Annotated in this window: 14 protein-coding genes and 1 tRNA gene; 10 read left to right on the top strand and 5 right to left on the bottom strand. The window is 37.8% G+C overall.

Translation table 11 applies throughout. The features are described 5' to 3' along the window. Position 1: 1 nt before the first annotated feature. Entirely contained in the window at positions 2-844 is an 843-nt protein-coding gene (locus B3E92_RS08940) for a hydroxymethylglutaryl-CoA lyase (RefSeq protein ID WP_286896317.1), read from the top strand. An 11-nt stretch (positions 845-855) separates the two neighbouring features. Continuing rightward, complete coding sequence (locus B3E92_RS08935; protein ID WP_286896315.1) at positions 856-1,632, top strand: enoyl-CoA hydratase/isomerase family protein; 777 nt, start codon at positions 856-858, stop codon at positions 1,630-1,632. On the opposite strand, the gene B3E92_RS08930 is transcribed toward B3E92_RS08935, so the two are convergent. Continuing rightward, positions 1,633-2,109, bottom strand: coding sequence for a hypothetical protein (locus B3E92_RS08930; RefSeq protein ID WP_201638988.1), 477 nt, complete (start codon positions 2,107-2,109; stop codon positions 1,633-1,635). 782 nt (positions 2,110-2,891) lie between these two features. Here B3E92_RS08930 and B3E92_RS08925 point away from each other — a divergent pair. Genes B3E92_RS08925 through B3E92_RS08910 form a run of 4 tightly spaced genes read left to right on the top strand, consistent with a single transcriptional unit; the run spans position 2,892 to position 5,703 of the window. Further along, complete coding sequence (locus tag B3E92_RS08925) at positions 2,892-3,683, top strand: ATP-binding cassette domain-containing protein (protein WP_286896313.1); 792 nt, start codon at positions 2,892-2,894, stop codon at positions 3,681-3,683. Then, positions 3,667-4,476: a hypothetical protein gene (locus B3E92_RS08920; protein WP_286768594.1), complete on the top strand. Its 810-nt coding sequence runs from the start codon at positions 3,667-3,669 to the stop codon at positions 4,474-4,476. The genes B3E92_RS08925 and B3E92_RS08920 overlap by 17 nt, the downstream gene beginning before the upstream one ends. Position 4,477: 1 nt before the next feature. Beyond that, a complete protein-coding gene (locus tag B3E92_RS08915) occupies positions 4,478-4,861 on the top strand; it encodes a GntR family transcriptional regulator (RefSeq protein ID WP_070567719.1) in 384 nt (127 codons plus the stop codon). After that, a complete protein-coding gene (locus tag B3E92_RS08910) occupies positions 4,858-5,703 on the top strand; it encodes a hypothetical protein (RefSeq protein ID WP_286801267.1) in 846 nt (281 codons plus the stop codon). Before B3E92_RS08915 ends, B3E92_RS08910 begins: the two co-directional genes overlap by 4 nt. Before the next feature lie 95 nt (positions 5,704-5,798). Here B3E92_RS08910 and B3E92_RS08905 read toward each other — a convergent pair whose 3' ends face one another. From B3E92_RS08905 to prmC, 3 genes are all read right to left on the bottom strand, one after another. Then, positions 5,799-6,836, bottom strand: a complete 1,038-nt coding sequence (locus tag B3E92_RS08905; protein WP_112376135.1) for a LacI family DNA-binding transcriptional regulator — start codon at positions 6,834-6,836, stop codon at positions 5,799-5,801. A 247-nt stretch (positions 6,837-7,083) separates the two neighbouring features. Continuing rightward, positions 7,084-7,156 (bottom strand) — tRNA-Lys (locus B3E92_RS08900). A 117-nt stretch (positions 7,157-7,273) separates the two neighbouring features. Then, on the bottom strand, positions 7,274-8,134 hold the full coding sequence (gene prmC / locus B3E92_RS08895) for a peptide chain release factor N(5)-glutamine methyltransferase (RefSeq protein ID WP_070567713.1): 861 nt from the start codon (positions 8,132-8,134) through the stop codon (positions 7,274-7,276). Positions 8,135-8,168: 34 nt separating this feature from the next. On the opposite strand from prmC, the gene ribD reads away from it, so the two are divergent. Both ribD and B3E92_RS08885 read left to right on the top strand, forming a co-directional pair. Next, positions 8,169-9,215, top strand: coding sequence for a bifunctional diaminohydroxyphosphoribosylaminopyrimidine deaminase/5-amino-6-(5-phosphoribosylamino)uracil reductase RibD (gene ribD, locus B3E92_RS08890; protein WP_286896309.1), 1,047 nt, complete (start codon positions 8,169-8,171; stop codon positions 9,213-9,215). 64 nt (positions 9,216-9,279) lie between these two features. Beyond that, positions 9,280-10,563, top strand: coding sequence for a DUF2851 family protein (locus B3E92_RS08885; protein ID WP_286896308.1), 1,284 nt, complete (start codon positions 9,280-9,282; stop codon positions 10,561-10,563). On the opposite strand, the gene B3E92_RS08880 is transcribed toward B3E92_RS08885, so the two are convergent. Then, the gene (locus tag B3E92_RS08880; RefSeq protein WP_070567707.1) at positions 10,560-11,210 is read right to left on the bottom strand and encodes an ankyrin repeat domain-containing protein; all 651 of its coding nucleotides are present in this window, start codon (positions 11,208-11,210) and stop codon (positions 10,560-10,562) included. The genes B3E92_RS08885 and B3E92_RS08880 overlap by 4 nt on opposite strands. Positions 11,211-11,559: 349 nt before the next feature. Here B3E92_RS08880 and B3E92_RS08875 point away from each other — a divergent pair, with 349 nt between their 5' ends. Both B3E92_RS08875 and B3E92_RS08870 read left to right on the top strand, forming a co-directional pair. Continuing rightward, complete coding sequence (locus tag B3E92_RS08875) at positions 11,560-12,129, top strand: UbiX family flavin prenyltransferase (protein ID WP_070567704.1); 570 nt, start codon at positions 11,560-11,562, stop codon at positions 12,127-12,129. A gap of 215 nt (positions 12,130-12,344) precedes the next feature. Then, positions 12,345-13,613: a dihydroorotase gene (locus B3E92_RS08870; protein ID WP_286896306.1), complete on the top strand. Its 1,269-nt coding sequence runs from the start codon at positions 12,345-12,347 to the stop codon at positions 13,611-13,613. Positions 13,614-13,617: the final 4 nt, after the last annotated feature.

Raw genomic sequence — 13,617 nt, 5'->3', positions numbered from 1 at the left:
TATGATGAGGGATCAAGTTGTATTGGTTGATTGCCCAAGAGACGCTGTTCAAGGGCTTCATAACTTTATTGAGACAGATAAGAAAATTAAACATATCAATACGTTAATCGAAAGTGAGCTGTTTGATGTTATTGATTTTGGATCTTTCGTTTCGCCGAAAGCAGTTCCGCAGTTGGCGGATACAAAAGCAGTCCTGGAAGGAATCAGAAAGAATGAAAAAGTGAAGTTATTGGCGATTGTCGCCAATCTTCGGGGAGTAGAAGAAGCCGTTCTAGAGGAAAAAATCGACTTTTTAGGGTATCCATTTTCAATATCGGAAACATTTCAACGTCGAAATACCAATATGGGCTTGGCGGCTTCTTATCAGCAAGTAAAAGAAATGAAACTTTTGGCAGACGCTAATCATAAATCTTTAGTTATTTATATTAGCATGGCTTTTGGGAACCCATACAAGGATCAGTGGTCCCCACTTTTGGTAGAAGAATGGATTGGGAAATTATACGATCTGGGTATCCGGGAATTTTCTTTGGCAGACACAACTTCAGAAGCCGATGCGAATCAGATTTCAGCATTATTCACTTTTGTTAAAGCCAGTTTTCCAAAACTGGAAATAGGTGCACATTTTCATGCGAGGCAAGCGGAGAGTCTTGCTAAGATTGAAGCCGCTTATCTCGCAGGTTGCCGTAAATTTGAAGGCGCATTGCTTGGTTATGGCGGTTGTCCATTTGCAAAAGATGATTTGGTTGGCAATATACCTTCAGAACTCTTGTTGCGTTATTTTGGACGAGGAACTGATGCTGAAATACTCGGATTGGAGCATAGCTTCAGGCAAATGATTTTGTAGGGATTTTTGAGATGGAAAAACTGAATTTTATAAAGGTGCACGTTGAGCAGCATGTGTTCAATTTGACGCTAGCTCGTTCGGATAAAAGAAATGCTTTTAGTCCGACTATGGTGAACGAAATTGCCTATGCATTGAATCTGGCAAATAGCAATCCCGATATTCGTTTAGTACAAATAGAGGCTGAAGGTCCGGTGTTCTGTGCGGGTATGGATCTTAAAGCTTTTGAGGATCCTACAGTAGATATTGGTAATCCGGCAATTCCAAAGGTTGAAAAGTCTTTGGCAGAAATATTTGCCTGTTTAGATAAGCCTTCAATCTGTGTTATTAGGGGAGATGTTATTGCAGGTGGTTTTTTGATTGCATTATCTTGCACTTATTTGTTTGCACTGCCACATGTACGTTTTTCTTTGCCAGAAGTAAAAATCGGACTCTTTCCATTTCAGGTGTTGGCCTTGCTAATGGAATATATGCCTGAAAGAAAAGCGATGGATCTTTGTATCAGGGGAGATTCTTTTTCTGCGGGAGATGCGCTGGATAAGGGTATTCTGTCCGGAATTTTGGATGTTGAAGAAACTGCCTTGGTTGAATTGAGAGAAACTATTCTTAAAAATGCTCCTTTGGCTATATCGAGAGGTTTTGTTGCACTGCGAAGGCTAAAAGAGCAAGATTATGATGATAAGTATAACTTTCTCTTAGAGAGCTTGGCAGATTTGCGTAAAACCAATGATTTCAAGGAGGGAATGGATGCCATGCGTAATAAAAGAAAAGCCAACTGGAAAAATAGCTAATTAAAATGATCGAAAACTCGGTCTGCTTGTCAAGGGAGAGAATTCCCAAGGAATAGAACTAAGGATAATCAGTAAAGCTAGTCCAAACCAGATTAATAATGTTTTAAAACGTCGATCGTTTGTATCGGCGTTTTTGCTTTTATGGGCACCCAATGTCAGGCAAATTGCAGCCATAATCATCATGCTACTGTGCTCCATACCGAAGAAGCGAATTTGCCTCAGGTGGACTGCTTCGTCGAAATGTCGTAGGAAGTACTGTGTGATGGGGCTCAGTATATAGAGATTAATACCTAAAACTAGCTGAATATAGAAAGAAATAACCGTGGTTTTTACAAGAAATTGATCGATAGGGGAGAATAGAAGCTGCTGTTTTTTCTTATAAAAAAAGGTTGAAAGACTAATTGCTAGTATAATCAGTACTTCCCATCTCCATAAAGAATGCATCGCTAGAATGAAGGGATAAATGTAATTCATCATGAAAACAAAGATGGTAATAAAATAGATTTAAAGCTATCTTAAACTATACCAGCTTATAGAATAGATGCTGGTTTTTCATTAATTGTCTACGTCTTCTGATCAAAGGGACTTGTATTTATATGTATTTTTACTTTATATAAGCACTTTATTGTTTTGGTTATTAGGTAGCTTTGTATTGTTTTTAACTCTTGGTTAATGCTGTTGTTATGTGTAATTCGCCGTTTATCTATCAGGCGGAGAATAACGATTAGCTGGACCAAATAGGCCGTCCAAATGATCGAGAACGAAGGTATTCGCTTGTGAATAACTAAAGATCGCTTGTATGCCTTATTTTTAGTTGTTTTTAGCCTCTCTGAGGTGATGTTTGTCATTCCCGAAGGGTTTGTGTGGTTTTGATTTGTTTTAGCTGAGAATGCGGCTATTCCGGGTTTTTGAAGGTGGTTGCGATTTGCGTGTTGTTTTTAAGGATAACGCACATCGATAAAAATGATGTTTTATTTGATTACGAATTTCATAATTTATTATAATAACAATTTGTTTATCATAGTATTATGTTTGTTATATAAATTGAATGTATATGTTTTATTATGTCCGATCTGCGCTATTAAATTAAAATAATGCCTGAGCGTAAGTAAACCTCTGCCTGTATTTTTTTTTAAATATTTTTGGAATTATACAAAATCCGTTTCTATATTAGTGTATTAATTAAATAATACAGTAGTATGGTTACTATCCAAAATCTAAATTTCAGCTATAGTAAATCAAGGCCCCTTTTTCTTCATATGGATCTTGAATTCAAGCAGGGGCATATCTATGGCCTATTGGGAAAGAATGGTGCTGGCAAATCAACTTTGCTTAAGAATATTGCCGGTTTGGTATATCCTGTTTCGGGGCAAGTTGATGTGCTGGGGCATAACCCTAATCGAAGGGAACCTTCCTTGTTAAGGGAGATTAGTTTTATTCCGGAAGAGTTTTATCTCCCTGCCGTAACATCAGAACAGTTTCTGAAGGCTAATGCAGGGTTCTACCCCAACTTCGATCAGGTATATTTTGATCAGCTTATTCGTGAGTTCGATATTCCCATTGAGCAAAAATTAGCAAGCATGAGTTATGGACAGAAAAAGAAATATATTATTTCTTTCGGTTTAGCGTCCAACACAAAAGTGATCATCATGGATGAGCCAACGAATGGTTTGGATATTCCTTCTAAGGTTCAGTTTCGAAAGATCATGGCTTCTGCCATTACTGATGATCGATGTGTAATTATCTCCACACATCAGGTGCGTGATCTGGATAATCTTATTGATGCTGTTATTTTACTTGATGATCATAAGGTTGCACTCAACGCTCCGATGCATGTGATTACTGATCGCTTATGCTTTAAAAAAGTAAGAGAGTTGCCTTTGGATACCCTCTATTCCGAAGAAGGAGTAGGCGGTTTTAATGTTATTCTCCCAAACTCGGCGGCAGAAGATTCGAAACTGGATTTGGAGTTGCTATTTAATGCAGTGTTACAGTGCAAGGAAAAAATTACGGACCTTATTAAACATGATGAATATGTCAAATCTATTTAATGCTACGCGTTTTTTTGGACTGATTCGAAGACAATGGATTGGTTTTGGGCGAATTTATCTGATGTCAATAGGGATTATTGCCGGGGTAATTTTTGGTTTTTATGCAGTTAATTTGGGATCAAATTATGATGATATCAAAAAGAATACTGTTTATTCGTTGCTAAATTTCAGAGCACCGTTGTTTTGTATCTTGGGACTCTTTTTTGTAACGGTTATCTCGAGCAGTTATTTTGCTGATTTAGGGAAGAAGACCCGGGCGATTTTTGAGCTGATGATCCCAGCGTCACAATTGGAAAAGTTTCTGGTCAGCTTATTCTATACGGTTGTCGTGAGTATTGGTTCATATTTATTGGTCTTTTATTTGATCGATTTGGCATTTGTTTCTTATTTGAGGAGCGTTGGTTCTGTGGTTGTAAATGAAGTACAGCCATCAGGAGAGACGGTCAGTGTGGATCTATGGCAGTACTTTTTCAAGGTTCAATATCCTGAACCGGCTTATTATTTTTGTTTTGTACCAATTCTTCTGAATGCAATTTTCTTACTTGGTGGGATCGTCTACCAAAACTATCAATATGTAAAGACGGCTATTTTTCTTGTGCTTTACTGTGTAGTTTGGATGTGTCTTTTTGTTTACTTAATGAAGACTCAGACCCAGGATACCGTAGGTACAATGGATAATAACTATTGGTCTGATTCAAATCATATTTTTGCATTGATCGGCGCTGTAGGAGTGTTGCTTGCCATAATGATTTGGGCGGTTGCTTTTTTAAGGTTGAAAGAAAAGGAGATTTAATATGGAGTTCAATGCAAATAAAGCCATTTACCTTCAGATTGCTGAGTACGTATGTGATCATATTTTGCTAGCGACCTGGAAAGTGGATGAAAAACTCCCCTCAGTAAGGGAATTGGCAGTTCAGATGGAGGTTAACCCCAATACTGTTATGCGGACCTATGATATGTTGCAGCAAAAAGAAATCATAGCTAATAAGCGCGGGATCGGTTTTTTTCTGACACAAGAATCGGTGAAGAATGTGAAGTTATATAGAAAGGCAATTTTTCTAGAAGAAGATCTTCCCTTGTTTTTTCGTAATATTTATTTATTGGAAATCGGTCTGGATGAGTTAGAGCAACGTTATAGACGGTTTGTAAGTCAGAATTTTAATCAAAATGAGTCATGAAATTAAGTACAAAAATAATAATGGGATTAGCAATAGGCTTATTCGCGGTTCCGATGCTTGTCGCGTCCTACCTTGTTCGTATAAATCGAGTGGATGCGAAAAAATATAATGCTGATGTTGAGCAGGAGGTATCCAAGCCAGGTGCAAAGGATGTTTATTACCGGTCGTTCCCCTTGGCAGCTTTCGATAAGCTTTATATTGTAGGTACCAATGCAAGCGGTGTAGGGTTGTATTGGGTGAAAAGCGATAAGTTTATGGTTAAAGTTAATAAAAGTCAAGCCGACTTTGTGAAAGCGAATGTCGATCAATCTGGCAATCTTACCTTAGATCTTTTATCAGGAGGAGAGGGGGGGTATAAGTCAATCTATATTTTTTCACCTGATCTTAGGGTTTTAAAATTAAAAAATGCGGGTATTAACGAGTTGTCCGCCAGGTTGAACGAATTGACTGTCGTAGGTGATAGCGTTGAGGTATTTTCCCTTGCGGAGAAATCCGTTATAAATACATTGAATCTGAACCTGACAAATTCCACTATTGATGATCTTGGCGGGACGGACAGTAAGGGGAATTCTCTTGTCGGTCGTTTATTTGTTAACACAACGAATAGTGTTTTGGGACTTCCGCGTACGAATTATCAAAGTGCAGATATTGTGGCAAACAATTCAGAAGTTTATTTCAATAGGAAGGGACCTGAAGCCAAAGTAGGTCTTCTGAATATCAAAACTGAAGGAAAATCATCTGTCCGTTTAGATAGTTTGCAATGGGGAACATTGAACGGGAATCTATCCAATGATACTAAAATAGATTTGCCTGTCCATGCATTGCGATCATTGATTAAGTAAGGTTTAATTGGTGGATGTTGCAGTCGATCGTTAATAGTAGAGATCGGTATTTTCTGAAAAGGTCAAAATTCCTTAGTGGGGTTTTGACCTTTTCTTTAAAGGGATGATGTAGATTTTCGGTGTTCGATACTGCAGTCCAAAAAATACGTCTCGAATTCGAAATAATTCTTTTTGTTTTTTTTCTTTAACATCTGCAAGAGAAGTTCTACCGATTTTTCTGCCATAAGCTGTGTTGGCTGGGTGATTGTTGTTAAAGATGGGTTGAGACTGTTGGCAAAAGGGGTGTTGCTAAAGCCAATTAAGTTCATGTCATCAGGAATTTTCACCTCTAATTTATTTAATATGTGCAAAACTTTTAGCGACAAGGTGTCTGTCGTTGAGAGGAGTGCATTTGGAGCGGAGGGCTTATTTAATAACGTGTTTATTTTGCTTTCCAGTTCGTCATCGATATTATCTTTGGGGCTTGAGTAGGATATTTCAACAATATTTTCTTCTTTAAAAGGAATAGAGGCATTAAAGAGGGCATCTTTATATCCTTTTATTCTGCTTACATTTCCACCGATATCTTTGCATAATAAAAGAATGATATTTTCGCGTTTGTTTTTGATCATTTCTTCTGTTGCCTGATAGATGACTTTGTTGTTTTGGATTCCGATTTTAAAGGTGTCGAGTTGATGGTTTATCCGGTCAAAAATAATCACAGGGCAGATCTGTTCCATGATATAAAACAAGAGTGATAAACTTGAATCATTTTTTACAGGAGAAATGATTATTCCTTCGATATTGCTTTGTATGCAAAGTTCCAGTGCTTCCTTTTCTTTTTTCTCATCGTTAAAAGTCTGCAAGAGGATGAGTTTATAATTCGTCTGCGATAGAATGAGGGAGATGTCTTCGTAAAAATCAAAGAAAAAAGAGCTTGAGATAAATGGAACAATGATCGCTAGGGTGTTTGATCGCCCCGTTTTTAAGCTTTTTGCGGAGAAATTTGGTATATAATTAATTTTCTGCGTGAAATCTAAAATTAACTTTTTTGTTTCTGCGCTTATTTCATGGCTATCGTTTAGTGCTTTGGAAATGGTTCCTGGAGATAGGTTTAACTGTTGGCCAATCTCTTTTAACGTAAATCTCTTCATGTGCTCGATCCTCTTTCATTGATTGTAATTTGTTCTAGCGTCAATACGATGGTAGGTAGCGCTAGAATTATTATTATATTATCGGTTAGTGTTTTTAATGTATTAAGCCCGAAAATTCTTGAAATTATAAAGATAAGATAAAAAACATGTTTTCAAATGGAGATCAAGAAAAGCGTTGTTGATGAAAAAGAAGTTTTCCGCAAGTGTTAAACAAAAAAAGCTAATCCTGCGATTAGCTTTTCTTTAGTGATCCCGCTGGGATTCGAACCCAGGACCCATACATTAAAAGTGTATTGCTCTACCAGCTGAGCTACGGAATCCTTTCTGTTTTTGAAAGTGATACAAAGGTAGAATTTCTTTTGATATATGCCAAATTATAGCATGCAAATTTTGACGAAAAGGCCTTAACTGCTTAATAAATAAACGGATTATTTTTTTTATCGCGCTTTTTTTGCATGGATTATTCGGTCTGCTCCATTGATATCTTTTATGAGTTTGACCTGTTCAAATCCTTTTTTGACCATAAGTTCCTTCATTTCTGGACCGAGATATTGATTGATTTCAAAATATAGATCTCCATCTGGGGTTAAATGTTTCAAAGCAAAGGATGAAATAACATCATAAAAAATCAATGGAGCGCTTTCTTCAATGAATAATGCGAGCTCAGGTTCATAAGCCAATACGTTTTGATTCATGTGCTGCTTTTCTCCCGGGGTTATATAGGGCGGATTGGATACAATGATATTATAATGTTGGTCGGAGAAAATGTATTCCCATTCAAATATATCCGCATTGATAAATTGAACCTGAGTTTTTAAATTCTTAGCATTTTCTTGTGCTGTTTTTATCGCCTCTTTTGAGATGTCTATCGTTGTTACTAGGGCATTATTGAGATGCTTTGATAGGGTGATCGGGATGCAGCCAGAGCCAGTTCCGATATCTATAATTTTTAGGTTTTGAGAAGATTTGTGGTTTTTGATGATCAGATCGACAAGTTCTTCAGTTTCCTGGCGTGGAATGAGGACCGATTCATTGACCTGGAAAACTTCACCATAAAAATCTGCTTTATTGAGTATGTACTGTATAGGTCTATGCTTTTTTAGATTCTGAAGGATGCTAAGTACTTCAGCCTTATCCGCCTCCTTGACGATATCTGTTTTTCTCAATTGATAATTGGTTCTATTTAACCCAAACTTTTCGGCAACAACCACTAAGAATATTGCTTTTATTTCATCCTCATCATATAACCCCTGAAGCTCATGTTGAAATAATAATTCGAAATCTTGAAGTATTTTCATGTGTCAAAGGTACGATTTTCATAGATTTGTATCCATGGATATGCACAAGCAATATATGCATCGTTGTTTGGAACTGGCCCAAATGGGCGCAGGTTCAGTGAGTCCCAATCCAATGGTTGGGGCTGTCATTGTTTTGGACGGTAAAATTATCGGTGAAGGATATACTTCTCCATATGGTGGACCACACGCTGAGGTCAATGCGGTACAGCAGGTTGTGCAAAAGTATGGGGAAAAAGCAAAACGGCTTATCGAGGGAAGTATTTTTTATGTTAGCCTTGAGCCTTGCGCGCATTATGGAAAGACACCGCCATGTGCCAATATGATTGCAGAGCTAAAACCCTTAAAAGTCTATATCGCTTGTTTGGACCCTTTCGCCAAGGTGAATGGCAAGGGAGTTGAGATACTACGCGAAGCAGGTATTGAAGTTGAAATTGGTTTACTGGAAAAAGAGGCAGTATGGCTCAACCGTCGGTTTTTTACACGTATTGGTCAATTCCGCCCCTATGTTATTCTAAAATGGGCGCAGTCGAAGGACGGTTTTATGGGGATGCAAAATAAACAAATTTGGTTAAGCAATGCTGCTGGCCGACAGTTGGTTCACCGCTGGAGATCAGAGGAAGATGCTATTTTGGTCGGTACAAATACCGCAGTTGTAGATAATCCCAGTCTGACCGTAAGAGAATGGCAGGGTAACAACCCATTGCGTATTCTTTTAGATAGAGATCTTGCCATTCCACTAGATGCCAATATTCTAAATGATCAAGCTGATACAATCGTCTTCAATGCTAAAAAGACAGATTGGACAGCAAATGTTAAGTATATTGAGCTTGAAAATTACGGGTTGTATCTGCCGCAGAATATTCTTTATCAACTATATTTAATGGATGTTCAGTCAATCATCATAGAAGGAGGACGTGCTACGCTGCAAATGTTTATCGATGCGGATCTCTGGGATGAGGCGAGGGTGTTTGAAACCGAAACAAAGCTATTTAATGGAATTACAGCTCCACAATTTAGTGGACAATTGCTTGAAAGTAAATTGGTTTCCAATGATCTTTTAAAGATCTATAAGAAACAGTGATTATTAAATTGTATATTTAGGGAATTAAGCCATAGCCGGTTAATTTAATTCTTAAATTACAATTATGTTAGTTACAGAAAACTTAATGCAGTTTATCTGGAAACTTCGGCTATTCCGTGCAAATGGGTTGCATTCTACGGATGGTGAACCCTTGGCCGTTGTTCATGTGGGGCAATACAATACAGATTCGGGCCCCGATTTCCTCATGTCACATATTAGGTGTAAAGATAATGATTGGTTTGGTCATGTCGAGATGCATATCCAATCTTCGGATTGGGATCGACATTGTCATCAAGAAGATGCCGTTTATAATAACGTTATCTTACATGTGGTTTGGAGAAACGATAAAGTTATTTACCGAAATGACGGTACATCAATACCGACATTGGTGCTTTCGGAATATGTCGAACAGCATCTGTTGGAACGGTATTCAACGATGATGAACGCAAAAAGTTCGATACCTTGTGAGTTTCAGCTTGGTTCAATTGATCTTTTAAAAAAATCCATGTGGCTGAGTACTTTAGCTGTTGAACGCCTAGAAATGAAGGTTCAACAAGTTTTGGTGATTTTAGATCAATTTAATACGGATTGGGAAAAAACGTTATGGGTATGGATTTGCAGATGTATAGGATTAAAAGTTAATGCCGATACATTTCAGGAGCTTGGGGAGAAATTACCTTGGAACATTTTACAAAAATATCGTTCAAACCTATTTAAAATAGAAGCTCTTTTCTTTGGTGTTAGTGGGTTGTTAATTCAGGAGTCAGGAAGCGAGTATATGAAGCAGTTAGCCGGTGAATTTGAGTATCAAAAGCATATACACGATATAGAGGTTGTTTATGGGGTTTGGAAGAGGATGAGAATGAGACCTTATAATTTTCCCGAACGGCGAATTGCTCAATTAGCTGTCTTGTTTAGCAAGAACGAGTTGGGCGTTGCTAAGATTTTGGCTGTCGATGATTTGGAAAGAGCTCGAAAATTATTTAAGATAGCGTCTCTAAGTGATTATTTTGACGGACATTTTTCCTTTGGTACAAAAACGAAGATAAAAGAAACACTTCGGTTGGGTAATGAAACTATTGACACGCTTGTTATTAATGTGATTATTGTTTTTCTTTTTTCATACGGTAAATATTTCAGTATTCAGACCTATATTGATAGGGCCCTAACTCTTTTGGAGCAGCTTCCTTCAGAAAAAAATATGGTTGTGAGACAGTTTGCCCAATATGATTGGCAAGTTCAAAGCGCATTGCAAAGTCAGGGGATTTTACAATTAAAGAGATTTTACTGTGATCGGAAACGCTGCCTTCATTGCAGAATCGGATGCGAAATTTTAAAAAGAAATTAATTTTTTAAGATCTCTGCGATCTCTTTATGGCCTTTTTCAAAGGCCAGGTCCATTGGAGCTAACCCTGAAATATTGATGATTCTGGTGTCGGCTCCATTTTCGAGTAAGGCAACAATAAAATCGATATTACCATATTGGGCAGCGAAATGAAGTGGGGTTTCGCCAGTCGCTTGAATGGCATTGACATTAGCATTGGCCTCGATTAGCAACTTACCGATCTCTTCATTGTTGTTTGCAGCGGCAATATGTAGCGCAGTGGTGAGTTGTTCATTTTTGGTTACGACATTCGGATTGACTTTTTTGGACAGTAAAAGACGTACAATATCTGTTTTGTTGAAATATGTTGCTAAAGTTAATGGCGTAAAGCCCTGTGACGACCATTCATTGACAACAGATGGTGCTTGCGAAATAATGGCCTCCAAGTATGAAGTTAACCCAGCCGCGCAAGCCTCATGGATAGTCATGGATTTGGTGTGTTGTAAAAGTATCCGTATGATCTGGGGTTTGTTGTAATAGCAAGCCAATAGTAGGGGAGAAATTCCATGACTCGTTGTTTCTTGTAAAAGTTCGGGATTCCCAATCAATAATAAGTCGATATCATGGCTTTTGCCTTCTTCAATATATTGTTCTAAAACGGAAAGGTTCATGTCTTAACAAATTGTCTAACGTTGTTACTAAAATAGACTTTATTGATGAGAATAAGCGTTTGATTTGCGAAAATATTTGTATTTAATTTTCCTTTGGATTGAACTGAAATTTGGAAGAAGTTTTTTTTTGCGGGGTGAATTGGATCTTAAAATCTGGGAAAAAGGAATTTTTAGGGTATTTTATATACACAAATGTGTAGTAATGCGCATAATGTTTTTGTAAATTAAAAAGTAGATGTACTTTTGTTAAGCCCCTCCCAAGGGCATGTTTTTCATAGGTAGATGTAGGGTCGGGTGTTTCTCACTACGACCCTTTTTTTATAGCTTTGTTTTTATTATTTTAAAAGAGATGTCTAAGAGAAAAATTGTTGTTGCCATTACTGGAGCTAGCGGCTCAATCTATGCTAAAGTTTTACTTAAAAAACTATTGGTATTAAAAACACAGATCGCAGAGGTTGGGATTGTGATGTCGAATAATGCGAAGGATGTATGGCGTGCGGAGTTGGGCGATGAGAGTTATCAGGATGTGCCGTTCAAGTTTTATGACAAGGGTGATTTCTTTGCTCCTTTTGCATCAGGATCGGCTCGCTATGATACGATGATTGTCTGTCCGTGTTCAATGGGGACATTATCAAGGATAGCCCACGGTGTGTCTTCTGATTTGACAACCCGAGCGGCCGATGTCGTGTTAAAAGAGCGACGAAGATTGATTTTGGTTACCCGTGAGACACCACTAAGTATTATACATATCCAGAACATGAAATTGGTGACAGAGGCCGGAGGTATCATTTGTCCGGCATCACCTTCATTCTATAGCTTACCAAAGACTTTGGACGAAGTCGCAGAAACCGTGGTTGATCGGATTTTGAGTCTTGCTGGGTTTGAATTTAAACATTATCAGTGGGGAGAAAATGCCTAGTTATTCCTCGTTGAAATCTATTTTTAATGTTCTATAATAAATTTGTATTTTGTAACTTTGTTTCTCGAAATGAAGCAATCACGAGCATCACGCGAAAAAGTTATTTATAGCTATATGATTTATAGTGATAAAGCCACTGTCTGTCCATTCTTACTGCGCACGCTACCCGCTTCGATAAATAAGTTGTATCCTTTTAATTTCAATCACATTCATATATGAAAAGCTTATTGATTACTTCTGTTAAAGTAATTTTACCTGGTAACGAATTTCATCAGCAGCAAGTTGATGTATTTATCGAAAAGGGAAAGATTGCACAGATTGGAAAATCTGTCAAAGTAGCTGATAAAAACATAGAAACCTTAGATGGTGCCGGAAAAGTTTTAGCGCCAGGTTTTTTTGACCTACATGCCAATTTTGGAGAACCTGGATTAGAAACCAAAGAAGACATCGTTAGTGGAAGCGCAGCAGCTGCTGCTGGTGGATTTACTGGAGTAGCCGTAATGCCTAATACCGAACCGGTGATTCAAAGCCGTTCCGAGGTTGCACTTATTGTCAATACAGCGAAAGGAAATATTGTTGATGTACATCCAATTGGAGCGATCAGTAAAAAGAGAGAAGGGAAAGAACTGGCCGAGCTATTTGATATGAAGCAAACGGGTGCTGTCGCTTTTAGTGATGGAAACAGGAGTGTACAGCAGGCGGGATTAATGAGCAGAGCGTTGTTATACGCTAAGGGATTCGATGGATTGATTTTTTCACATGCTGAAGATGAGTCTATGGCAGGTGGAAACAAAATGAATGAAGGTGCGATGAGTACTTATTTGGGAATGAAAGGTATTCCTAACCTGGCCGAATCGTTAATGGTTTCTCGTGATCTGTATTTAGCGGAATATACTGGAGCTCCAATTCATTTTGCATCCATCAGCACTCCAGAAGCTGTCGATCTGATAAAAAAAGCGAAAGCAAAAGGTCTTCCAGTAACATGTGATGTTGCTGCACATCAATTGGTGTTTACTGATGATGATATTGTCGGTTTTGATAGTAATTATAAGGTAAGCCCCCCATTACGCACAAAGGCAGATCTGAAGGTATTACTTAAAGGCGTTAAGGACGGTACTATCGATGCTGTCGTTTCGCAACACACACCGCATGAAATAGAATTTAAGAATGTTGAATTCCATATTGCAAAAAATGGAATTATTGGACTGCAGACCGTATTACCACTCTTGGTTCGTGCTGGATTAAATGAAGAACAAATTGTCAATAGTCTTTCAGTTAGACCCCGGCAGATTCTAGGACTTGAAGTTCCTCTTATTGAGGAGGGAGCAATAGCCAATCTTGTCGTATTTGACCCTGTGAAGACTTGGAACTTCGATGAAACAACAAATAGATCTAAATCTAAAAATTCTCCATTATTTGGACAGACTTTAAAAGGTGCTGTCGAATTGATCATCAATAATAATCAAATCATAAAAAACGATTAAAACC

Source organism: Sphingobacterium sp. UBA6317 (assembly GCF_002440385.1).
Lineage (GTDB): Bacteria > Bacteroidota > Bacteroidia > Sphingobacteriales > Sphingobacteriaceae > Sphingobacterium > Sphingobacterium multivorum.
This window is presented reverse-complemented; position numbering and strand designations above follow the sequence as displayed.

What these genes read in the sequence shown, in the direction of transcription:
- B3E92_RS08885 (WP_286896308.1), top strand. Translation starts at nt 9,280, where the DNA reads ATGTTAGTTACAGAAAACTTAATGCAGTTTATCTGGAAACTTCGGCTA.
- B3E92_RS08940 (WP_286896317.1), top strand. Translation starts at nt 2, where the DNA reads ATGATGAGGGATCAAGTTGTATTGGTTGATTGCCCAAGAGACGCTGTT.
- B3E92_RS08930 (WP_201638988.1), bottom strand. Translation starts at nt 2,109, where the DNA reads ATGATGAATTACATTTATCCCTTCATTCTAGCGATGCATTCTTTATGG.
- B3E92_RS08875 (WP_070567704.1), top strand. Translation starts at nt 11,560, where the DNA reads ATGTCTAAGAGAAAAATTGTTGTTGCCATTACTGGAGCTAGCGGCTCA.
- ribD (WP_286896309.1), top strand. Translation starts at nt 8,169, where the DNA reads ATGGATATGCACAAGCAATATATGCATCGTTGTTTGGAACTGGCCCAA.
- B3E92_RS08910 (WP_286801267.1), top strand. Translation starts at nt 4,858, where the DNA reads ATGAAATTAAGTACAAAAATAATAATGGGATTAGCAATAGGCTTATTC.
- B3E92_RS08935 (WP_286896315.1), top strand. Translation starts at nt 856, where the DNA reads ATGGAAAAACTGAATTTTATAAAGGTGCACGTTGAGCAGCATGTGTTC.
- B3E92_RS08905 (WP_112376135.1), bottom strand. Translation starts at nt 6,836, where the DNA reads ATGAAGAGATTTACGTTAAAAGAGATTGGCCAACAGTTAAACCTATCT.
- prmC (WP_070567713.1), bottom strand. Translation starts at nt 8,134, where the DNA reads ATGAAAATACTTCAAGATTTCGAATTATTATTTCAACATGAGCTTCAG.
- B3E92_RS08880 (WP_070567707.1), bottom strand. Translation starts at nt 11,210, where the DNA reads ATGAACCTTTCCGTTTTAGAACAATATATTGAAGAAGGCAAAAGCCAT.
- B3E92_RS08920 (WP_286768594.1), top strand. Translation starts at nt 3,667, where the DNA reads ATGTCAAATCTATTTAATGCTACGCGTTTTTTTGGACTGATTCGAAGA.
- B3E92_RS08870 (WP_286896306.1), top strand. Translation starts at nt 12,345, where the DNA reads ATGAAAAGCTTATTGATTACTTCTGTTAAAGTAATTTTACCTGGTAAC.
- B3E92_RS08915 (WP_070567719.1), top strand. Translation starts at nt 4,478, where the DNA reads ATGGAGTTCAATGCAAATAAAGCCATTTACCTTCAGATTGCTGAGTAC.
- B3E92_RS08925 (WP_286896313.1), top strand. Translation starts at nt 2,892, where the DNA reads ATGGATCTTGAATTCAAGCAGGGGCATATCTATGGCCTATTGGGAAAG.